The following is a 20,790-nucleotide window of genomic DNA, read 5'->3' on the forward strand; positions in this document are numbered from 1 at the left end:
TTGAGGATGCCCTAGTTCTGGCAATACTTTTTACACTAAAGCTAACAGGTAATACTGTGGCACAATTGACGGGGTATATTGCTATAAGTCTGCTGCTAAAGACTACTAACTTTTATGACTAAATTTGTGTTTGTTACTGGTGGCGTAGTCTCCAGTATTGGTAAAGGCATTGTAGCCTCTAGCTTGGGTAGATTATTAAAATCGCGGGACTATTCTGTATCGATCCTCAAACTCGATCCTTATATCAACGTCGATCCTGGTACTATGAGTCCTTTCCAACATGGGGAAGTATTTGTAACTGAAGATGGTGCGGAAACAGACTTAGATTTGGGACATTACGAGCGGTTTACCGATACTTCTATGTCTCGTCTTAACAGCGTGACTACAGGCTCAATTTACCAAGCGGTACTCAATAAAGAGCGACGCGGCGAATATATGGGTGGAACTGTTCAAGTTATTCCCCATATTACTAATGAAATTAAAGACCGCATCCAAAGAGTTGCCAATAATACTAACCCTGATGTAGTCATAACTGAAATTGGCGGTACGGTAGGCGATATCGAATCGCTGCCCTTTTTAGAAGCAATTCGCCAGTTTCGCAAAGATGTCGGGCGGCAAAATGTGCTGTATATGCACGTTACCTTAGTACCTTGGATTCCTTCGGCTGGGGAAATGAAAACTAAGCCGACGCAGCATTCAGTCAAGGAATTGCGCTCGATTGGCATTCAACCAGATATTTTAGTCTGTCGTTGCGATCGCCCGCTACCTCCAGGCTTGAAGCTAAAAATGTCTGAGTTTTGCGACGTACCTGTAGAGTGCGTAATTACCGCTCAAGATGCTAGCAGTATCTATGAAGTGCCGTTAATTTTAGAGCGGGAAGGATTAGCCCAGCAAGCCTTAAATATACTGCAATTAGAACACCGTCAGCCGGATCTCAGCCAATGGCAAACAATTGTCGATCGCTTGTATCGCCCCACCCATAAAATAGAAGTAGGGATTGTCGGTAAGTACGTGCAGTTAAATGATGCCTATCTTTCAGTTATAGAGGCATTGCGGCATTCGGCGATCGCAACGGGGGGAGATTTGCACCTGCGCTGGATTAATTCTGAAGATTTGGAAACTGAGGAAGTCGAAAAATATCTAGAAGGCGTAAATGGTTTAGTTGTACCTGGCGGCTTTGGTATTCGCGGCGTAGACGGCAAAATTGGCGCTGTTAAGTATGCGCGCGATCGCCAAATTCCCTTTCTAGGTTTATGCTTGGGGATGCAATGCTCGGTAATTGACTGGGCGCGAAATGTAGCAGGATTGGATGATGCTAATAGTGCTGAATTCGATCCTACAGGTAAGCATCCAGTAATTAATTTGTTGCCAGAACAGCAAGATGTAGTAGATTTGGGCGGTACGATGCGCTTGGGGTTGTATCCTTGTCGCATTGAGCCAAATACTTTAGCTCACAAGCTGTACCAAAAAGAAGTAATTTACGAACGCCATCGCCATCGCTACGAATTTAACAATGCCTACCGCAATTTATTTTTAGAGTCAGGCTACAAAGTTAGCGGTACTTCTCCTGATGGGCGGTTGGTGGAAATTATCGAGTTGCCTAATCATCCATTCTTTATTGCTACTCAATTTCACCCAGAATTTCAATCGCGCCCTAGCGAGCCTCATCCGTTGTTTAATGGGTTTATGCAAGCAGTAATGACACGATCGCACGCTGCGTCTGAAATACCCACCCCTGTATAAATCCGCCACCATGTAGAGACGTAGCTACGTCTCTCTACCCCCATAAATCTACAATTAATGTCTGTGCCAATTTAGCCACACCAAATTATGCGATCGCACGCCTGTGAATTACCCACCACCGCGTAGAGACGTAGCACTGCTACGTCTCTACAATAATGTTTGCGCCAATTTTGCTGCACCAATTATTCCCGCCTGATTGCCTAATTCAGCCTTTAGTAACTGCAAACCAACGCGGGAACTAGGCAAAACTCGCCGTTCAATTTCAGCTTGCATAGTAGGCAAGAAAAACTTAAAACTAGCACATACGCCACCACCTATGGCGATCGCTTCTGGTGACATTACGTAAATTAAGCTTGCTAACCCAGCAGCCAAATCTTTACCATAGTCCTGCCAAAATGTCAACGCCTCTATATCTCCAGCTTCAGCCATAGCACCTAATTGAGAGGGTTCCATTCCAGTGCGACGGCGAATAGCGGGAACAGAAACATACTGTTCCAAAGAGCCTTGATTGCCACTATTGCAAGGCGGACCATCTGGATTTAGAGTAATTAAGCCTAATTCTCCGGCTGCGCCTTGATGTCCGGTGAACAATTTACCATCAAGAATAATCGCCCCACCTACACCAGTACCAAGCGTCAGTACGAGCAAGTTTTTGAATCGACGACCTGCTCCTAGCCAAGATTCTCCCAAACCCGCACAATTGGCATCATTAGCAAGAATTACTTTGCGCCCTGTTTTATCTTCTAGCCAGTCAGCTAGAGGTATATCGTGCCAATTAGTTAGATTAATCGCAACTTTAGCAATCCGCCTGCTAGCATCAGTAGGACCTGGAGTACCAACGCCAATAGCACTACATTCACTATGGGGATCGATTTGAGCGATCGCATCTACCATAGCACCTACAACCGCCTCTGGTGTTGCTGGTTGGGGAGTATCTACAGTTAGAGACTGCAAGCAATTACCATCCTGGGTAAATCGCCCTAACTTAATTGCCGTTCCCCCCAAGTCAATGCCGATTACTCGATCGTCTTCTTTACCCATAATCTTACTTTGCGATCGCCAAAATTATTTCTATAAGCTCCAACTTTACGGCACAAAATCGCTATTTTCTCGCCGCAATCGCGGATTGATAAAGTCATTCAAGCCTTCACCAACCAGAGACAACCCCACAACCATCAAAGTCATCGCCAAACCAGGAAAAAGCGCCGTCCACCAAATACCTGTCGGTAATGCTTCTAAAGCTTGGCGTAAATCGTGACCCCATTCTGGTACTTGTTCTGGCAATCCCAACCCCAAAAAGCCCAAACCGCCTAGAGTTAATATGGCATCAGCCGCATTGAGGGTAAATAATACCGGAACGCTAGCAATCACATTAAAAAATAGGTAGCGAGATAAAATGCGCCATGTAGACGCACCCATTGCTTGGGCGGCTTCTACAAATAGCTCAGTTTTGACGCTGACAGTGTGGTTGCGGACAACGCGATAGTATTGAGGGATGTAAGCAATACTAATAGCGATCGCTGCATTTAATATCCCTCTACCTACAACAAAAGCCAGTGTCACCGATAGCAGCAAACCTGGCAATGTATAGATAGTATCCATCAAAAACAGCAATATGCGATCGACTCTGCCGCCGATATAGCCGCTAACTAAGCCTAATGGTACGCCAATCACAAGACTTAGGGCAGTGGCGAGAATTACAACTTGCAGCGCTGCTTGAGCGCCAAATAACGTCCGCGAAAACACATCATAACCTTGGCGACTCGTACCGAACCAGTGACTTGCTGAAGGTGGTTCGTGAATTGGGTTAACTAATGATGCTGTCGGATCTTGCAGTAAACCCCAAGCTTGGAATGCACCACCCAAAACGGCTATTACAAGAAAAAATAGGCTGATGACGATGCCTATTTGCATTAATCGCCCTGAGACGCTAGGGCGAGTATTAAGTTGCAGGAATTTAGGTGGTTTGCGTTTGGTTACGGTCATAGTTGTAAATTATGTCTACATGAGACAAAACCCGCACATTGGCGGGTTAAATGTTACCACATTCAGCCAGTGGAAAGAAACGTTAGATCGCTCTGGCAGTAAGGCAATTTTCCTATTTAGGCAAAGGCTGATGAGCCTAAATCTGGCGGTACATCTTGCCAACGTCCTTGTCCAACTGCTTGAATTGCTTGTTTGAGAGAGATGTCGCCTGTATATAAAACTCGTCCGACGATCGCCCCATTTACTCCTGATGGTTCTAGTGCTAGTAAGCTTAATAGGTCGGTTACGGAACTTACTCCACCAGAGGCAATAATGGGAATGGAGATTGCTTGGGCTAGTTCTCGCAATGCTTCTAGGTTTGGTCCTTGCAGCGTACCGTCGCGGTGAATGTCTGTGTAAATAATAGTTGCTGCTCCTAAGTCTTGCATTTGCCTAGCTAAATCGGTTGCTAAAACTTCCGAAGTTTCCAGCCAGCCACGAGTTGCAACTTTACCGTTACGAGCGTCGATTCCGATCGCAATTTGATGGGGAAATGCTTGGCATAAATCGGCGACAAGTTGCGGCTGTTCTACAGCAATAGTGCCTAAAATTGCCCGTTGTACGCCCAAATTTAGTAATTGTTCGACGCTGGCAAAGTCGCGCAATCCGCCACCTACTTGAATTGGTACTGGTACAGCAGATGCGATCGCCTCAATTACTTTATGGTTGACTACTTGCCCTGTTTTAGCGCCATCTAAATCGACAATGTGCAGCCTAGTAGCGCCTTGTTCTACCCACTGCATCGCTACTTCTACGGGATTGTCGTTAAATACTTGCGACTGGGCGTAATCTCCTTGATACAACCTGACGCATAGACCATTTAGTAAATCAATTGCTGGGATTACATCCATTTTTCAGTTATGAGTAATAAATTTAGACTTCGCCGCAGGCGTGTTTGAGTGTAGAAACAAAAGTAGGGTAAGAAATTGAAGCAGCTTCAGCACCACGTACGGTAGTTTTGCCTTTGGCATTGAGAGATGCGATCGCTAAACTCATAGCAATACGATGATCGCTGTAACTATCAACTTCTGTACCTGTTAAAGAACTATTGCCAGTAATTTCTAAGCCATCGGGTAATTCTGTTACTTTTGCCCCCATTTTATTGAGTTCTGTGGCAATTGCGGTAATGCGATCGCTTTCTTTTACCCGCAATTCTTCCGCATCTTTAATTACAGTCGTCCCTGATGCAAAAGCGGCGGCGACTGCGAGGACGGGAATTTCATCGATCAGGCGGGGAATGATATCGCCAGCGATTGTACAGCTATGCAACTTACCATAACGCACGCGCAAATCGGCTACAGGTTCGCCAGCAACAACGTGCTGATCTTCTAAGGTAATATCTGCCCCCATCATTTCTAAAGCATCTAAAACCCCTGTGCGCGTCGGATTTACACCCACATTTTCGATTAACAATTCTGAGCCTGGTACGATCGCTGCTGCTACTAGCCAAAAAGCTGCCGAACTAATATCTCCAGGGACAATTACCGTTTGCCCTTGCAAAGTCGCGCCGCCAGTAATTGTGACGCTGTTGCTGTCAGGATCGGTGCTAATTTGCGCTCCAAATGCTTTTAACATTCGTTCGCTGTGATCCCGCGATAAGGATGGTTCAGTTACAGTAGTTTGTCCCTCGCTCATCAATCCCGCTAAAAGAATACAAGACTTAACTTGAGCCGAAGCAATTGGCGATTGATAGTGTATAGGTTGCAAGCTTTGTCCTTGTACTGCCAAAGGTGCTAAAGTTGCGTCCTTTCGTCCCCAAATATGTGCGCCCATTTGCTGCAACGGTTTGACAACGCGAGACATCGGACGCGATCGCAAGGAGCTATCGCCTGTAACTGTAAATAGCCGCCCAGGATGCGAGGCTAATAACCCCAGCATCAGCCTCAACGTTGTGCCAGAATTGCCAGCATTGAGGACATCAACTGGTTCTTGTAGTTGTCCTAAGCCAATACCTTTAACGCGCACCATTTGCGTGTTCAAGTCAGAAATTTCTGCACCCATAGCTCGGAAACATTCAGCCGTACTGCGGGGATCTTCGCCTAAAAGTAGTCCTTGAATTTGCGTTTCACCCTGAGCGATCGCCCCTAACATCAAAGCGCGATGAGAAATTGATTTATCTCCTGGAACTTGAATTCGTCCTTGCAACGCCACTCCAGCACTAGGTAATTGGATAATTAAGTTATCCGTAAGCTGTTGAGTAGTTTCGACCGTAACTATTGATGCCGACATGGGGATAAACCAGCGTGTGACTGAGCGGTTCTATCGTACCTTTTTCCCGCCATCTTGGCTTTACTTAATTATTGATAATTTCTGGCGCTAGAGAGGAAATTTTGCACAATCTTTATAGTTTGCGCTTAACCCCTACAGTTAGTTCACATCAAAATAAATTGTCTCCGTACTACACTATATTTATGTAGTTTTTTTACCATCATGCTGACTCATCACCGCAAGCCTGTATGTCTGTCATTAGTTTCTACAGACTTACCGATTTGGTCAGTTGTGGAAACGTCAGCAACACTGTACCAGAAAGACCGCGAACAGTTTCATTTAGTGCTAAATGAGCCGCCCTTGCAGGAGAAGTCGCCAAATAATCGCTTGCTGTGGTTAGATATTTCTCCCTACCGCGTGACTATGAGTATGCAAGCAAGCGGTCAATTAAGCTACCGTCATTCTTGGCAACGGGGTTTGTATGGCTTTAGCTATTATTGGTTGCAAAGCAACTCCTTCCAACCGCACGAGCAAATCCGCCTGCGTAACTTTACCTGCGATCTCAGTTTAGTCGGTCATCCCTTACCCAACAATTTACGCCTGGAATACGAACTGTGGTCGCAGAAAGTGAGAATGGGTAAGTATGTGTTGACTCTGGAGATTCACCATTGATAATTCGTAATTCGTAATTAAAAGAGGATCTACCTTTTCGACGCAAAACTTAAAACTACTTAAAATAATTCAAAACTTACAACTTAAAACTCAAAACTAATATGCCCCCCTAGTGGATTGTAATTTTTATCTAACGTAGGTTTGATAAGAAGATTACACTTGCTTAAACGATCCGACCGTAGAGGACAGTTTTTACTTATGGCTATAGTGGGGTTTTCTAGTAGTTTCTACTTAAGCTGGCTGCAATGGATGATACAGCCGCAATTAGCCTTACATATTCCTGATGGCTTTTTGAATTTACCTGTAATTGCTGTAAGTTGGTTGGTATCTATAGGTTTAATTGCCCTGGCTTTAAATAAAGTCCAAGCAGATTATCAAGAACGGGCTGTACCCCTAATGGGAGTATGCGGAGCATTTATTTTTGCTGCCCAGATGATTAATTTTCCCATCCCAGGCGGTAGTTCTGGGCATCTTTTGGGTGGAACCTTAGCTGGAGCTTTGTTAGGACCTTGGGCAGGCACGCTCGTCATGGTAGCAGTGTTTATCGTGCAGGCTGTTTTGTTTCAAGATGGCGGGTTGACAGCACTAGGCGCAAATATCGCTAATATGGGGCTAATTGGTACATTTGGCGGTTATTACCTCTATCGGGCTATTCGGTTTGCTGTAGGACGCGATAGTATCCGAGGACTGGCGATCGCTGCCAGTATAGCCGCTTGGACAAGCGTAGTAGTTGCAGCAATTGTTACGGCAATTCAACTTGCCCTATCTGGAACTGTACCATTGCAATTAGCTTTAACAGCAATGGTTTCGTGGCACGTAATTATTGGCATTGGCGAAGCGCTCATTACTGTAGTTGCCCTGATGTTTGTCTGGCGGACTCGCCCCGATCTATTTTACGATCCGCCGCGTAAGGCTACGTTAGACAAAAGTCGCCCCCTGTCTAGATATTAAAAATTTCTCACACCCGAAAAAATTATGAGTAACAACCTAAAGCGATCGCGCAACAGCGCTTTTGTCATTGCTGGTGTCGGAGTTGCCTTATTAATTGCCATTTTCCTTTCTCCTTTCGCCAGCCAAAACCCCGATGGTTTAGATCGAGTCTCGCAAGATCTCAAATTTGACGATAAAGCTATTGAAGATGCGCCCGCCCGTAAACTTCCCTTTTATGCTGTATTTGAAGAGTATGCCCTAAGAGGCGTACCTGAATCGGTAGCTACTCCTATAGCTGGTTTAGTTGGTACTTTGGCGACATTTGGCTTGGCTTGGGGAGCAGGTAAATTATTAGTTCGTCGTGCTGATAACTCTAATTATCCAGATAATAGCGATCGCCAATGAAATTACATAGGTATTTGAGTTAATGCTGCACGTTGGAGCTTTTCATCTAGATATAGATAGTAAAAATACTACTGTTTGGCATAAACTAGCGCCGCGCACTAGAATCCTTTGTGCTGTATTAATGGTATTTGCCATCGTCCTCACACCGAACGGGCGATGGCTGACTTGGGCGATCTATGGATTAGCAATCGTACATCTGCTTTTAATTAGCAAAATTACCCTGTCAGTTTTGCTCAAACGCTTGGCAGTTGAATTTGTATTTATTGGTGCTGTTCTCCTCGGTACTTTGTTTCACGGTGGAGGTGAGGTGCTGTGGAGTTGGGGAATATTGCAAATTACTACAGGCGGGTTGACTGTATTAGGTAGCGTCTCTCTCAAAGCCCTGCTATCTCTATTGATGATGAATTTATTGACTTTAACTACGTCAGTTCCGGCGCTACTAAATGGTTTGCTTGAATTGCGAATGCCGCCTCTATTAGTTGCAACTCTTGCCTCTATGTACCGCTATATCAGCGTCTTAGTGGGAGAATTTAATGCTATGCGTCGGGCAGCAGTTTCACGCAACTTGATGGGTAACAAACGCTGGCAACGCTTAGTCATTGGCAATATTATCGGGGCGCTGTTTATCCGCACTTACGAACGAGGCGATCGCATTTATCAAGCTATGCTGTCACGCGGCTATCAGGGTGTATCGCCTGTACAAAAAACACCCCTTGGAGGAAAACGCGATTTGTTGGCTTTGACGTTAACTTTTGTTTTGGCACTGCTAGGGCAAAGCGTTTACTTAGCCCGATAAAATTTATTTACGTTTCAATGCACCACAATCCGATCTTTATTCAAAATCTGAGCTATGTATATCCTGACGGGACTCTAGCTCTAAACAATATTAATTTATCTATTCAAGCAACCGAGCGTGTTGCCTTAATTGGTGCTAATGGTTCTGGTAAATCTACCCTACAACTACACTTAAATGGGATTATTTTGCCCCAATCTGGCGAAGTAATTATTGGCGAGTGGCAAGTTTGTCCCCAGCATTTACAAAAAATTCGTAACTTTGTCGGGTTAGTGTTTCAAAATCCTGACAATCAATTGTTTATGCCTACAGTGTGGGAAGATATTGCTTTCGGTCCAATCAATCTAGGTCTATCGCCAACAGAAGTCAGGCAGCGAGTATTAGAGGCAATGGCGGCAGTAGATATCGATCCCCAATGGTATAGCGATCGCAGTACGGAAAACTTGTCAGGTGGAGAAAAGAAAAGAATTGCGATCGCTGGTGTGATGGCAATGAAACCGCAAATTTTAGTATTTGACGAACCTTCAGCACAGTTAGATCCCCGTTCGCGCCGCCAGTTAATTGAACTGTTGCAAACTTTACCTTTAACTCAATTAATTGCTACTCATGACTTAGATTTAGCCTTAGAACTATGCGATCGCACTGTAGTTTTAAGTCAAGGTGAAGTTGTCTTTGATGGCAAAACCGAGCAAGTTATGAGCAATTCTGAATTTTTGCTCCAGCACGCTTTAGAATCGCCTCTAAGTTACAGCCGCCCTTATTGTCAGCTTGAAGATGCACCCATGACAGTGACCAGTGACCAGTGACCAGTGACCAGTGACCGTTAAATAATTCCTTGAGCTTATTGAGAATAATTGACAGTAACTCAGTAATCCTCTATACTGATCGATTGTATTATTTGCCAACGATTAGCAATAAGGCTGTTCGCAGCAAGCGCGATCGCACCGCATGGAAAACGATTTTTTAGAGGGCAAAACCCAATCGTCTTGGAACCGCCGTCAGTTCTTGAAGTTGGGTATAGCTGGATTGGGAATAACGGGTGCGGGTATTGCCTACCAAACCCTAAAACCGCAAAAGTCGCTGCCAGTAAGAATTCCCACAGTTGATTCTATCGAGCCGACTGATGGGAATATTAGCCCGATGACAATACTGCGAGACTTCGACTATGGGACAGTAAAAAGCGAAAAAGGACGCACGATTAGAGAATTTCGCGTAGTTGCTAGCAATTCCACAATCAAGCTCAATAGCGCGGTAGATTTCAACACCTGGAACTTTAATAATCGCGTTCCTGGACCGACATTAAGGGCAACACAAGGCGATCGCATTCGAGTTGTATTTCTCAACCAGGGGGGACACTCGCATTCCATGCACTTTCACGGCGTTCATCCGGCGGAAGTTGATGGCGTTCGCCCTATCCGTCACGGAAATGCAGCAATTTATGAATTTGATGCCGAACCATTTGGCGTTCATCTTTATCACTGCCATACCGAGCCTATAACTCGTCATATTGGTAAAGGATTGTATGGGATGTTGATCGTCGATCCGCCCAAACCTCGCCCGCCAGCCGACGAAATGGTGCTAGTTATGGCTGGTTACGATACCAACGATGACAACAAAAATGAGTTTTACGCCTTCAACGGGCAACCGGATTATTACCGCAATCATCCGATTCCCATTTATCAAAATCAGTTAGTGCGATTGTACGTACTCAACATGATTGAATTTGATGTTGCAGCTACGTTTCACCTCCACGCTAACTTTTTTCAAGTTTACAGAACAGGGCGGACTTTAGTACCTAGCGAAGACTCAGACGTAATTACGATGGGGACAACCGAAAGACATATCTTAGAATTTGCCTACAAATACCCAGGCAAATATATGTTTCATCCCCACCAAGATGCGATCGCTCAATCTGGCTGCATGGGTATATTCAACGTCATAGCTACATAATCGCAGGCTCAAAACATATCGCCCAATTGCCACTAATTAGCAACAAACCTGTTAGAAAATTGCCAAAAATTCTTAAAAACTACCAATTTATCGTTATGTCCATAATCCGCTTTTTATTCCTAACACTAGCTGCAGCAATGCTATCTGTTCTATTTAGCTGCAACCAATCGCCAACACCAACAGATAGCGCCAACGTAGCACCGAACACCGTTGCTAGCCCAGCAACAACAGTAGTAGCAGCAAATAGCAAAAACAAAATCAACATTAACAGCGCCATTTTGTCAGAATTAGACAAATTAGAAGCAAAACTCGCAATTCCGGCGCTATCAAACCAAATTCAGGCACAAAGACCCTACGCCAGCACCGAAGAATTGGTAGCCAAAAAAGTCATCAATCAAGCCCAATACGACCAAATCAAAGACATGGTGACAATTGAGGACGTAGTGCTAACAGGCGTTGCCAAAGATGTAGACTACATGACCAAACTAGGCTTGATGAAGGGGCATTTATTAGTTGCTAAAGAACTACTGGATTTACAAAAACCAGCCCAAGCAGAACCCCATATCGGTCATCCAGTTGAAGAAATTTATGTAGATGTAGAAGATCAACTGGGCGAACGCAACGTCAAAGAATTTAAATCAAGCTTGATCGGTTTGCAAGACTTAGTAAAATCTAAATCCAAATCACCGGAAGTCGGCACGAACTTCGCAGCAGCAGTAGAATCTGTAGATGGAGCGATCGCCGTATTGCCAGAAAATCAGCGTTCCTCGCCAGAATTTGTGTTGCAAGTAATTTACGGCTTACTCGATACTGCTAACTCAGAATATACAGCAGCGATCGCCAATGGCAAAATCGCCGCAGCAATTGAATATCAAGACTCGCGCGGCTTTGTCAACTACGCCAACGACTTGTATCAAGGGGTATCTACGCAAATTGCTGCAGCTAACCCTGACGCAGATAAAGCCCTATCAACTAGCATGAAAGAACTAGCGACCACTTGGCCCGCAGTTGTTCCTCCACAGACTCCTGTGAAGACTCCTGACCAAGTTACGCAGTTAGTTAAAAACATTGAACAAGAATCGCAAAAAGTGGTAAACAGTAACACCACTGCTAAACAATAGACATCATGCGCGACCTCGACCAAGCTAAAGCTATCGAACTGCTGAACTCCATCATGGAATTTGAACTGGCGGGAGTAGTCCGTTATACTCACTACTCCCTAATGGTTACAGGACCAAATCGAATTCCTATTGTCGAATTTTTCAAGTTGCAAGCTACTGAGTCTTTGACTCACGCCCAACAAGTAGGCGAAATTCTTACCGGACTAGAAGGGCATCCCAGCCTGCGAATCGCGCCAATGGAGGAAACTTTCAACCACTCTGTTAAAGATATTTTGGAAGAAAGCCTCAACCACGAAAAGAAAGCGTTGGATTTGTATAAAACCTTACTAGACACCGTGAGCGATGCCAGCGTGTACTTAGAAGAGTTTGCCCGAACTATGATCGGCACAGAAGAACTGCACAACATCGAAATCAAAAAAATGTTGCGCGATTTTAGTGGCACTGCTGCTTAGGGAAATTAAATGAATTTTAGTGCTGCTTTACCTACGTTTGTAATAACTCTGCGCGAAGGCGTAGAGGCTGCCTTAGTGGTAGGCATTGTTTTGGCTTGCTTGAAAAAAGCTGGACAAAAGTCGCTAAATGCTTGGGTTTATGCTGGTGTAGGGGTGGGGATCGTCGTTAGCGCCATAGTAGGCGTACTATTTAGCCTGGCGATTCCTGCTATCAGCGCTGTTAATCCCAAATATACAACTGTAGTCGAACCGCTGTTGGAAGGTGTATTTAGCGTTTTAGCGATCGCTATGCTCAGTTGGATGCTGGTGTGGATGACTAAGCAAGCGCGGTTTATGAAAGCCGAGGTTGAAGGTACGATTTCTAGTGCTTTGCAAGCTAAAAATGCTGGTTGGGGCGTTTTTACCTTGATTTTGATTGCTGTAGTGCGTGAAGGCTTTGAAACTGTCTTATTTATCGCCGCCAACTTTCAACAGGGCTTAGTGCCTGCTTTTGGGGCTGTAGCTGGGATTTTGGCGGCGGTGGCTATAGGCGTTTTGCTATTTCAGTGGGGAGTCAAAATTAATATTCGCTTGTTTTTTAAAATTATGGGCGTGTTATTGCTTTTGATTGTCTCTGGCTTAGTAGTGTCGGCACTAGAACATTTTGATGTGGCGACTCATACTTTGGCGCAAATGGATCGTTCTTCTCAATCTTTGTGTTTCTACTACGAACGGTTTACTAAAAATCCCTCTTGTATTTTAGGACCTAGGGTATGGGATACATCCAAGGTTTTGCCTGACGATAAGTTTCCTGGAGTTGTGCTTAAGGCTTTATTTGGCTACAGGGAAAATATCTTTTTGGTGCAAGCTGTAGCTTATGTTGTCTTTTTGGTGAGTATAGGTGGTATTTACTTCCGTAGTTTAGGCGGTATTGGGGTAAAATCTCAGCCATCATCTCAATTGCAGCCTAAATAAGGAATGAGTATAACTGCTCAAGTTCGAGAATTATTTACCCATCCAGTTAAAGGTTTGACACCGCAAAAGTGCGATCGCGTATTTTTGCAAGCAGGACACGGAATTAAAGGCGATCGCGCTTTTGCCTTAATGTACGAGGCGATCGCCCCAGATATTCCCCGCACTGCTGTACCCTGGATGAAAAAGAAAAACTTTGCCATGCAGTGCGATTTGCCGCAACTTGCAGCTTTAGATTGCTATTACGATGAAGATACTGCGGTTTTAACTATTAAGCGTCAAGAAGCAGAATTATTAAGCGCTGCAACTAATACTAGCCAAGGACGCGATCGCATTAGTGAGTTTTTTAGCACTTATATAGCCGCCGATTATCCAAAACGGGGATCGCTGCGCTTAGTAGGCGATGGTGCAAGTAGCCGCTATCCAGACAGGGAACCAGTACATATATCTTTAGTCAGTCAAGCAACTTTAGATGCTATTAGCACTGCTGTTGGACAAACTGTAGATGTGCGGAGGTTTCGCCCGAATGTGGTCTTGCAAGGCGTACCAGCTTGGGCAGAATTTGACTGGGTAGGGAAACAGTTTCAATTAGGGGAAACCCAAATTGCGATCGCAGCGCCGATCAATCGCTGCTTGAATATTGATGTTAATCCCGATACAGGCGATCGGGATATACCGCTATTTGCTTTACTCAAACAACACTTTGCCCATCAACAAACTGGCGTACTAGCACAAGTCCTTAGTAGCGGTACTGTATCTGTTGCAGATATTGTTAAGCTTGCTTGCTCAGGTTAAATTTGCTAAAGCTGCTTAACAAATTTCGGTTTTTGCTCGATACTGACCAAAGCAGGAAAAATTTAAAGTAATTTCCTTTATTTTTGCTAACGAGCTTGAGCAGCAACTAACTCTCAACTTGAGGTACAAAGTAAAGTATGTTCTTTTCGCGCCTGCTATAACATAAGCTAGATACACTTATGGATATTCAGCCGCTACAAGTGTGAATAAACTTAAGACGCGACCCGTACAAACCAATACCAATAATAGTGTGAGTCTCGCAAATACTGCCAGAAAAGCAAAAGCTAAGTCTAAACACCTGCGTAGACAAACGCGGTTGATATTTGGTTTAACTTTGACGGCTTTGATTGGTGTATTGTACGTTGCATCTTCAACTGTATTATCAGGCAGCTTAGAAAAGGTAGAAGAAGAGGATACTCGTCAAGTAGTTACTGGAGTTTTAAGTCTTTTTACTCAATATCAAGAGGATTTTACTGCCGGATACGGTGATTGGTCTTCCTGGGACGATACTTATACCTTTATTGCTGATGGCAACCAGCAGTATATCAAGTCAAATATGACAGCCGAGCAACTTGACTTGTTAGGGGTGAATATAGCGTTGTACGTCAACTCTGCTGGCAAAATTGTTTACGGTACTGGGTTCAACCGTCAAACTAAACGCAAAACTGCAATACCTACAGCTATTACAGAACAGATTGCCGAAAATGACATTCTTTTGCGCCGCTCTAATCCTAAAAATAGTTTGGCAGGTATAGTAGTATTACCTGAAGGTTTGATGCTAGTTTCTTCACGCCCAATTTTAACCAGTAGTAGTACAGGACCAGTACGCGGTAGTTTGATTTTTGGGCGGTATATAGATGAAACAATTATCAAAAAGTTAGCTAGGTCAACTCGTTTATCTTTGACAATTTATAAAGCAAACCAGAAACAACTACCTGCTGATTTTGCAGCCGCTAGCAGAAATTTATCGCCGCAGAATTCGCTGTTAATTAACCCCTTGAACGATAATATTATTGCCGGATATACTTTATTAAATGATATATATAACCGACCTGCAGCAATATTAAGAGTCGATATTCCCAGAAATATTTATAACCAACGCCAAAGGAGCTTGCGCTATCTTTCCTTGTCTGTTTTAGGAGTAGGACTTGTATTTAGTGGCATTATGCTGCCGCTTTTGGAAAGATTGCTATTATTTTATTACGAGCGTCAAGAAAGAGAGCAACGCTATCGGGCTGTAGTAACGCAAGCTTCCGAAGGAATTGTATTAGTTGATAGCGAAGTCAAAACATTTATTGAAACTAATGCCGCCTTTGAAAATTTGCTCGGCTACTCTTTTCGAGAGTTGAGAAATATGACGCTTTACGATGTTGTAATTGACGAGCGCCATAATATCGAAGATGCTATTAATAATATTGCTGGTACGAACGAGCCGTTAACAGGTGAATGGCAATTTCGCTGCAAAGAAGAGCGGACAATTGATGTAGAATTTAGTGCTAATGCGATTGCTTATGAAGAGAAAGATGCATTATGTATTGTAGTGCGCGATATTAGCGATCGCAAAGTTGCCGAAGCTGCATTGCGGGAAAGTGAAAAACTTTTATCTTGGCAAGCGAGTCACGATCCGCTCACTGAATTACCTAATAGGCGATCGTTTGAACGAAAGTTAGTTCAAGCTTTAAGTTCTGCTCAAGAGAGCGGACACCAGCATACTTTATGTTATTTAGACCTCGATCATTTTAAAATTGTTAATGATACTTGCGGTCATGTAGCTGGGGATGAATTATTACGTCAAGTTAGCAGTTTATTCCAAGCAGGGTTGCGTAAAACTGATGCATTAGCACGTTTAGGTGGCGATGAATTTGGCATTTTACTCTATCACTGCCCAATTGAAAGAGCAATAAAAATTGCGGAGAAGTTAAGAGAACATATTTATCAATTTACTTTTACTTGGGATAATAGATCCTTTGCTATTGGTGTCAGTATTGGCTTAGTTACTATTAATGCTGATACTCAAGACTTAGATAGTTTATTAAGTGCTGCTGATGCTGCTTGTTATGCTGCTAAAAATAAAGGCAGAAATCAAGTTCATATATACCAAAATAACGATCGCGAATTAGCGCAAAGACTAGGCGAAATGCATTGGGGAGCGCTTATTCCCCAAGCGATCGCCAATAATAAATTCCGTTTATACTATCAAAAGATTATCCCAGTCGAGCAAAGCGGGATTAAGCAAGAACATTACGAAGTGCTTATACGCTTTGAAGATGAAAGTGGTAATTTAGTCTTACCGATGGCGTTTATTCCTGCCGCAGAACGCTACAATCTGATGCAGCAGATCGATCGCTGGGTGATTGCTACACTATTTGCTCATCTAAAACAGCAATATCAAACTACTTGGGAGACGTGTCAAATTGAAAGTTTACCTAGCTTATATGCTGTAAATCTTTCTGGTGCTAGCATCAATGACGAGCAATTTTTTCACTTTGTTGAAGAACAATTTGCAACTACTCGTATCCCGCCAGGAATTATCTGTTTTGAAATTACTGAAACTGTCGCTATTACTAACTTAGCTAAAGCTGCTGAATTTATTCATAAGCTTAAATCTTTAGGTTGTCAGTTTGCTTTAGATGATTTTGGTAGTGGAATGTCATCTTTTGCTTATCTCAAAACTTTGCCTGTCGATTACGTCAAAATTGATGGTTCTTTTATTAAAGAAATTGTTGACGATAAACTCGCTTTGGAAATGGTAGAAGCAATTAGCCGCATTGCTGCAGTTATGGGTATTGAAACTATTGCTGAATTTGTAGAAAATCAGGAAATTTTAGCTAAAATTCAGGATTTGGGCATTAATTACGCTCAAGGTTATGCAATTTCACAACCTAGCTTTTTCAATATCAACTAAAGTTTTAAAGCAGATTCAATTGTTTGCAATATAACTTGAGTCGGTGCGGAAATATCTACGCTAATAGCATCGGCTGGTTCTTCAAGTAAATCGAATTGGCTGTTAAGCAGTTCTGCAGACATATAATGATTCTGCCGCATTTGTAGGCGCTTGTAGATTAGTTGATACGAGCCTTTGAGGTAAACTAGCTTAACGCGATCGCTATCTAGCATTAGATATTGGCGGTAACTTTGTTTTAAAGCCGAACACGCTAGCACGACATTTTTATCTGCTTGCAACCATTCGGCGATCGCTGTTTGCAGAGATTTTAACCAAGGTAGGCGATCGGTTTCGCTTAAAGGAATACCGCGTCGCATCTTTTCTACGTTCTCTGGCGAGTGGAAGGTGTCTGCATCTCTAAATTCCCACTGTAAAGAGGCGGCTAGTTGTTTGCCTATTGTGGTTTTTCCCGATCCAGAAACGCCCATGACGATAACAATCATTTTTAGGAAAAATATGTTGGTTAATAAACCATATTACCTAGCGGTAGAGACGTAGCAGTGCTACGTCTCTACATGGCATCGCTACGTTTCTACATAACATCGCTACGTTTCTAGATTTGTCTGCTACTACCCCCCGCAACTAGAAATGGAGATAAAACGCGATTTTCAACACTTTTTTCCTGTAATAAGTCGAGCAACATTTGTGCCGCACAGCAACCCATTTCTAGCATTGGCTGACGGACGGTTGTTAGTGACGGCGTAACGTATCGGGCTAAAGCAATGTCATCAAACCCGACTAAACTCAATTCTTGCGGTACGCTAATACTTAATTTTTGGCAGGCTAATAGAGCGCCAATTGCTACCATGTCGTTATAACAAAAGATGCTAGTTACTCCGGCATTAATTAGCCCAGATAGCATCTGCAAACCAGTATCGACATCGCTGGTTGTGGTGTATTCTGCTTTGCTAATTGCCACCCAATCGCTATTTTGAGGCAAATTAGCTGCTATTAAGGCTGTGCGATATCCTTCAAGGCGCTGCTGGTTCGATCTGGTGCGATTGCTGACACCGATATATCCTATTGCAGTGTGTTTGAGTTGAATTAAATGCTCTACTGCTAATTGCGCTCCTAGCAGATTGTCTATGCTAACAAACTGAAATTGAGCTAATTCCTCAGTTTGGCTGTTGAGCAAAACTGTTGGTACGGCAATTTCAGCTATTTGTTGTAAATGCTGTTTGCTAATATGCGAGTCGGCTACTATAATTCCATCTACTCTGCGGCGATGGAAATTATTTATAGCTGCGATTTCCCGCTCGACATCTTGATGAGATGCACTTAACAGTACACTTAACCCTGCTGCTTGAGCAATCTTTTCGATGCCCTCTACTACCTCAGCAAAAAAAGGATCGGCAATGGATGTTACTACTACCCCGATTGTATTAGTTCGTTGATTTTGCAAGCTTTGGGCAATTCCATTAGGTACGTAGCCCATCTCCTGCGCCAATTGCTTGATTTCTTCACGCACTTTAGGGCTAATTGAGGGGTTATCTCGCAAAGCGCGGGAAACTGTAGTATGAGCAACGCCTGCTCTACGAGCAATGTCTTGGATTGAAATTCGCCGCTTACTCATTTGCGTAAATGCACACGTGTGCATAAACAAGTTATATTTAATGCCGATCTAATAGTTGAGCGATCGCCCTTATTAATACTCAGGGTAAAGGTAAAATCCCTTTACCCTTTATTTTTACTGCACAACTAAGACAAAACAAGTGGCATGATGAAGGACGTAATTACTAACGCTACCAAGAAATAGTTCGCTCATGCCCGAATGCCCCCTGCGTCCGATAACAATGGTATCAGCTTCCCAAGATTGGGCAAAGTCGCAAATAGTTTTACCAGGAGTACCAGGGCGTTGAGTATATTCTGCTTGTACTCCTGCTTGGGTTGCTGCTTGTTGACGCGACTTGAGTAACTCCAAACCCTGCTGGGCAAATGCTTCCCATTCTTGGCGATAGTTTTCGATAATTTTGTCACCACCCGCGTAGCCCATACCGGAAAATATAATCGGCATATAAGGACTACCTTCTTCCTCGCTGGAAAGGACGTGTAAGAGCATGAGGCTGGCATTTGTTGCCTTTGCTAAAGTAATAGCGCTCTCAAATACTTGCTTGCCAATTTCTGAGGTATCGATTGCAACCAAAATCTTTTGAAACATACTTTTCGCCTCCAAGCCTATTAAAACTCAAGATTTTTAAATAAACCGACTAAGTTTCATCCTCACAACTATATTCAAGCAAATCAGGAAACTTGGCAGCGACCAGATAAAAAGCACTAGCTAATATTAACTGGTCACTGTTTACTGGTCACTGGTCACTGTCATTTACATATCTTCTAGCTCAATTCCTTTGGTTTCCTTGAGCAAAAAGAGGACGAAAAAGAACGAGATAGCTGCTGAAGTTGTGTATAAACCATAGGCAGAACCTAGCCCAAAGTATTGGAGTAAAGGCGGAAAACTTGTGGAGATGATAAAGTTTGCGATCCATTGTACTGAAGCTGCGATCGCTAGTGCTGCGGCTCTAATTTGATTATTAAACATTTCGCCTAACATCACCCAAACTACAGGACCCCAGGAAAAACCAAAGCAGAACACGTAGAGGTTAGCAGCTATTAGGGCTGTAATCCCTGCCGAACCTGTGAGTGTAGGGTTGCCAGCAGCATCGAGGGCGGCGTTGGCGAAGATAGACGTTAGGGTTCCTAACGTTAGCGTCATGCCCAAGGAACCTAGCAGCAACAGAGGCTTGCGACCAAATTTATCGACAAAAGCGATCGCAACTAAAGTAGTAATGATATTTACTGCTCCAGTAATTACCGTAATCCACAAAGAATCTCGCTCGGAAAAACCTACCGCTCGCCACAAAACGCTGCTGTAGTAGAAGATGACGTTAATACCGACAAATTGCTGAAATACAGATAAGCCAATTCCCAACCAAACAATCGGTAACAGTCCGCCTCTTCTGCTTAAAAGGTCAGAAAATCTTGGCTCGCGCTCTTGCAATACTGTATGCCTAATTTCATTGATTTTTTCTAAGACATTACCGCCAATAATTTTATGCAGCACCTTAGCAGCTTCTTGCTCCCGATTTTGAGCAACTAGGTAGCGGGGAGATTCGGGAATCATTAAAGCAGCCATTCCGTACAAAATAGCAGGAGGAATTTCTGTCCAAAACATCCAGCGCCAAGCAGCTATGCCAAATAAAAATGGAGCTTCCGCCGAACCTGCGGAGACGGCGATAAAGTAGTTGCATAGTAAAGCAATAAAAATGCCCACAACAATTGCTAATTGCTGCAACGAGCCTAGCCTACCCCGCAAATTTGCTGGAGAGCATTCAGCAATATAAGCAGGGGCAATTACACTAGCTGCGCCAACTGCTAGCCCGCCTAGTACCCGCCAAAAGATAAAATCCCAAATTGTAAAGGGTAAACCGGAACCAATAGCACTAATGGTAAACAAGACCGAAGCTACTACCATAGCTTTGACTCTACCGTAGCGATCGGCAATTTTCCCAGCGAAAAAGGCTCCAACTGCAGAACCTAGTAAGGCTAGGGATACGGCAAGCCCTGTTTGCACGCTGTTGGCGTTGAAGGTGTTGGCTAAGGCTGTGACTGCGCCGTTAATGACGGCAGTGTCAAAGCCGAATAAGAAGCCACCGAGGGCGGCAGCACCAGCGATTAAAATGACGTAAAAAGTGTTTGTTTTGCGACGTTCGGTAACTGTAGACATAGTAGAGTTGTAAATGTGTTTTTTGAACTGTGTGGGCGCAATTTGGATGCGCCCCATTTTTTTAGACGTAGCAGTGC

The 20,790-nt window shown here is 43.6% G+C and carries 20 protein-coding genes; 12 read left to right on the forward strand and 8 right to left on the reverse strand.

All coding sequences use genetic code 11. The features are described from left to right. The first annotated feature begins 114 nt into the window (after window positions 1-114). Window positions 115-1,743 carry a CTP synthase gene (locus UH38_RS14575; RefSeq protein ID WP_045055397.1) on the forward strand — a complete coding sequence of 543 codons (1,629 nt, stop codon included), beginning with the start codon at window positions 115-117 and terminating at the stop codon, window positions 1,741-1,743. 147 nt (window positions 1,744-1,890) lie between these two features. Here UH38_RS14575 and UH38_RS14580 read toward each other — a convergent pair whose 3' ends face one another. The 4 genes from UH38_RS14580 to aroA form a co-directional block, all read right to left on the reverse strand. Next, window positions 1,891-2,784, reverse strand: coding sequence for an ROK family protein (locus tag UH38_RS14580; RefSeq protein WP_045055398.1), 894 nt, complete (start codon window positions 2,782-2,784; stop codon window positions 1,891-1,893). A gap of 45 nt (window positions 2,785-2,829) precedes the next feature. After that, window positions 2,830-3,729: an ABC transporter permease gene (locus tag UH38_RS14585; RefSeq protein ID WP_045055399.1), complete on the reverse strand. Its 900-nt coding sequence runs from the start codon at window positions 3,727-3,729 to the stop codon at window positions 2,830-2,832. Between the two features lie 116 nt (window positions 3,730-3,845). Continuing rightward, on the reverse strand, window positions 3,846-4,619 hold the full coding sequence (gene hisA, locus UH38_RS14590) for a 1-(5-phosphoribosyl)-5-[(5-phosphoribosylamino)methylideneamino]imidazole-4-carboxamide isomerase (protein WP_045055400.1): 774 nt from the start codon (window positions 4,617-4,619) through the stop codon (window positions 3,846-3,848). A 22-nt stretch (window positions 4,620-4,641) separates the two neighbouring features. Then, on the reverse strand, window positions 4,642-5,997 hold the full coding sequence (gene aroA / locus UH38_RS14595; RefSeq protein ID WP_045055401.1) for a 3-phosphoshikimate 1-carboxyvinyltransferase: 1,356 nt from the start codon (window positions 5,995-5,997) through the stop codon (window positions 4,642-4,644). Between the two features lie 201 nt (window positions 5,998-6,198). On the opposite strand from aroA, the gene UH38_RS14600 reads away from it, so the two are divergent. The 11 genes from UH38_RS14600 to UH38_RS14650 all read left to right on the forward strand — a co-directional run bounded on the left by UH38_RS14600 (window position 6,199) and on the right by UH38_RS14650 (window position 16,950). Beyond that, complete coding sequence (locus tag UH38_RS14600; protein WP_045055402.1) at window positions 6,199-6,648, forward strand: hypothetical protein; 450 nt, start codon at window positions 6,199-6,201, stop codon at window positions 6,646-6,648. Between the two features lie 198 nt (window positions 6,649-6,846). After that, complete coding sequence (locus UH38_RS14605; protein WP_082065396.1) at window positions 6,847-7,599, forward strand: energy-coupling factor ABC transporter permease; 753 nt, start codon at window positions 6,847-6,849, stop codon at window positions 7,597-7,599. 24 nt (window positions 7,600-7,623) lie between these two features. After that, window positions 7,624-7,983: a PDGLE domain-containing protein gene (locus UH38_RS14610; RefSeq protein ID WP_045055403.1), complete on the forward strand. Its 360-nt coding sequence runs from the start codon at window positions 7,624-7,626 to the stop codon at window positions 7,981-7,983. 22 nt (window positions 7,984-8,005) lie between these two features. Then, window positions 8,006-8,779, forward strand: a complete 774-nt coding sequence (cbiQ, locus tag UH38_RS14615) for a cobalt ECF transporter T component CbiQ (RefSeq protein ID WP_045055404.1) — start codon at window positions 8,006-8,008, stop codon at window positions 8,777-8,779. Window positions 8,780-8,796: 17 nt separating this feature from the next. After that, window positions 8,797-9,582: an energy-coupling factor ABC transporter ATP-binding protein gene (locus UH38_RS14620; protein ID WP_045055405.1), complete on the forward strand. Its 786-nt coding sequence runs from the start codon at window positions 8,797-8,799 to the stop codon at window positions 9,580-9,582. Between the two features lie 142 nt (window positions 9,583-9,724). Beyond that, window positions 9,725-10,726 carry a multicopper oxidase domain-containing protein gene (locus UH38_RS14625; protein WP_045055406.1) on the forward strand — a complete coding sequence of 334 codons (1,002 nt, stop codon included), beginning with the start codon at window positions 9,725-9,727 and terminating at the stop codon, window positions 10,724-10,726. A gap of 95 nt (window positions 10,727-10,821) precedes the next feature. Then, a complete protein-coding gene (locus tag UH38_RS14630) occupies window positions 10,822-11,847 on the forward strand; it encodes a ComEA family DNA-binding protein (protein WP_045055474.1) in 1,026 nt (341 codons plus the stop codon). Window positions 11,848-11,852: 5 nt separating this feature from the next. Beyond that, window positions 11,853-12,299 (forward strand): ferritin-like domain-containing protein, encoded by a 447-nt coding sequence (locus UH38_RS14635; protein ID WP_045055407.1) that lies wholly within the window; start codon window positions 11,853-11,855, stop codon window positions 12,297-12,299. Window positions 12,300-12,308: 9 nt separating this feature from the next. Continuing rightward, on the forward strand, window positions 12,309-13,253 hold the full coding sequence (locus tag UH38_RS14640; RefSeq protein WP_045055408.1) for an FTR1 family iron permease: 945 nt from the start codon (window positions 12,309-12,311) through the stop codon (window positions 13,251-13,253). Window positions 13,254-13,256: 3 nt separating this feature from the next. Beyond that, window positions 13,257-14,045, forward strand: coding sequence for an MOSC domain-containing protein (locus tag UH38_RS14645; RefSeq protein ID WP_045055409.1), 789 nt, complete (start codon window positions 13,257-13,259; stop codon window positions 14,043-14,045). A gap of 202 nt (window positions 14,046-14,247) precedes the next feature. Next, window positions 14,248-16,950 (forward strand): bifunctional diguanylate cyclase/phosphodiesterase, encoded by a 2,703-nt coding sequence (locus UH38_RS14650; RefSeq protein ID WP_052672393.1) that lies wholly within the window; start codon window positions 14,248-14,250, stop codon window positions 16,948-16,950. Here the strand turns inward: UH38_RS14650 and UH38_RS14655 are convergent. The 4 genes from UH38_RS14655 to UH38_RS14670 form a co-directional block, all read right to left on the reverse strand. Further along, window positions 16,947-17,432, reverse strand: coding sequence for a gluconokinase (locus tag UH38_RS14655; RefSeq protein WP_045055410.1), 486 nt, complete (start codon window positions 17,430-17,432; stop codon window positions 16,947-16,949). The two genes, UH38_RS14650 and UH38_RS14655, sit on opposite strands and share 4 nt — an antisense overlap. Window positions 17,433-17,542: 110 nt before the next feature. After that, a complete protein-coding gene (locus UH38_RS14660) occupies window positions 17,543-18,562 on the reverse strand; it encodes a LacI family DNA-binding transcriptional regulator (RefSeq protein ID WP_045055411.1) in 1,020 nt (339 codons plus the stop codon). A 114-nt stretch (window positions 18,563-18,676) separates the two neighbouring features. Then, window positions 18,677-19,147 carry a universal stress protein gene (locus tag UH38_RS14665; RefSeq protein ID WP_045055412.1) on the reverse strand — a complete coding sequence of 157 codons (471 nt, stop codon included), beginning with the start codon at window positions 19,145-19,147 and terminating at the stop codon, window positions 18,677-18,679. Between the two features lie 165 nt (window positions 19,148-19,312). Beyond that, window positions 19,313-20,770: a sugar porter family MFS transporter gene (locus UH38_RS14670; protein WP_072044925.1), complete on the reverse strand. Its 1,458-nt coding sequence runs from the start codon at window positions 20,768-20,770 to the stop codon at window positions 19,313-19,315. Window positions 20,771-20,790: the final 20 nt, after the last annotated feature.

The organism is Aliterella atlantica CENA595, assembly GCF_000952155.1.
Taxonomy (GTDB): Bacteria; Cyanobacteriota; Cyanobacteriia; order Cyanobacteriales; family Chroococcidiopsidaceae; genus Aliterella; species Aliterella atlantica.

What these genes read in the sequence shown, in the direction of transcription:
- UH38_RS14600 (WP_045055402.1), top strand. Translation starts at nt 6,199, where the DNA reads ATGCTGACTCATCACCGCAAGCCTGTATGTCTGTCATTAGTTTCTACA.
- aroA (WP_045055401.1), bottom strand. Translation starts at nt 5,997, where the DNA reads ATGTCGGCATCAATAGTTACGGTCGAAACTACTCAACAGCTTACGGAT.
- UH38_RS14670 (WP_072044925.1), bottom strand. Translation starts at nt 20,770, where the DNA reads ATGGGGCGCATCCAAATTGCGCCCACACAGTTCAAAAAACACATTTAC.
- UH38_RS14635 (WP_045055407.1), top strand. Translation starts at nt 11,853, where the DNA reads ATGCGCGACCTCGACCAAGCTAAAGCTATCGAACTGCTGAACTCCATC.
- UH38_RS14625 (WP_045055406.1), top strand. Translation starts at nt 9,725, where the DNA reads ATGGAAAACGATTTTTTAGAGGGCAAAACCCAATCGTCTTGGAACCGC.
- hisA (WP_045055400.1), bottom strand. Translation starts at nt 4,619, where the DNA reads ATGGATGTAATCCCAGCAATTGATTTACTAAATGGTCTATGCGTCAGG.
- UH38_RS14605 (WP_082065396.1), top strand. Translation starts at nt 6,847, where the DNA reads ATGGCTATAGTGGGGTTTTCTAGTAGTTTCTACTTAAGCTGGCTGCAA.
- UH38_RS14630 (WP_045055474.1), top strand. Translation starts at nt 10,822, where the DNA reads ATGTCCATAATCCGCTTTTTATTCCTAACACTAGCTGCAGCAATGCTA.
- cbiQ (WP_045055404.1), top strand. Translation starts at nt 8,006, where the DNA reads ATGCTGCACGTTGGAGCTTTTCATCTAGATATAGATAGTAAAAATACT.
- UH38_RS14580 (WP_045055398.1), bottom strand. Translation starts at nt 2,784, where the DNA reads ATGGGTAAAGAAGACGATCGAGTAATCGGCATTGACTTGGGGGGAACG.
- UH38_RS14645 (WP_045055409.1), top strand. Translation starts at nt 13,257, where the DNA reads ATGAGTATAACTGCTCAAGTTCGAGAATTATTTACCCATCCAGTTAAA.
- UH38_RS14655 (WP_045055410.1), bottom strand. Translation starts at nt 17,432, where the DNA reads ATGATTGTTATCGTCATGGGCGTTTCTGGATCGGGAAAAACCACAATA.
- UH38_RS14620 (WP_045055405.1), top strand. Translation starts at nt 8,797, where the DNA reads ATGCACCACAATCCGATCTTTATTCAAAATCTGAGCTATGTATATCCT.
- UH38_RS14610 (WP_045055403.1), top strand. Translation starts at nt 7,624, where the DNA reads ATGAGTAACAACCTAAAGCGATCGCGCAACAGCGCTTTTGTCATTGCT.
- UH38_RS14640 (WP_045055408.1), top strand. Translation starts at nt 12,309, where the DNA reads ATGAATTTTAGTGCTGCTTTACCTACGTTTGTAATAACTCTGCGCGAA.
- UH38_RS14575 (WP_045055397.1), top strand. Translation starts at nt 115, where the DNA reads ATGACTAAATTTGTGTTTGTTACTGGTGGCGTAGTCTCCAGTATTGGT.
- UH38_RS14660 (WP_045055411.1), bottom strand. Translation starts at nt 18,562, where the DNA reads ATGAGTAAGCGGCGAATTTCAATCCAAGACATTGCTCGTAGAGCAGGC.
- UH38_RS14585 (WP_045055399.1), bottom strand. Translation starts at nt 3,729, where the DNA reads ATGACCGTAACCAAACGCAAACCACCTAAATTCCTGCAACTTAATACT.
- UH38_RS14665 (WP_045055412.1), bottom strand. Translation starts at nt 19,147, where the DNA reads ATGTTTCAAAAGATTTTGGTTGCAATCGATACCTCAGAAATTGGCAAG.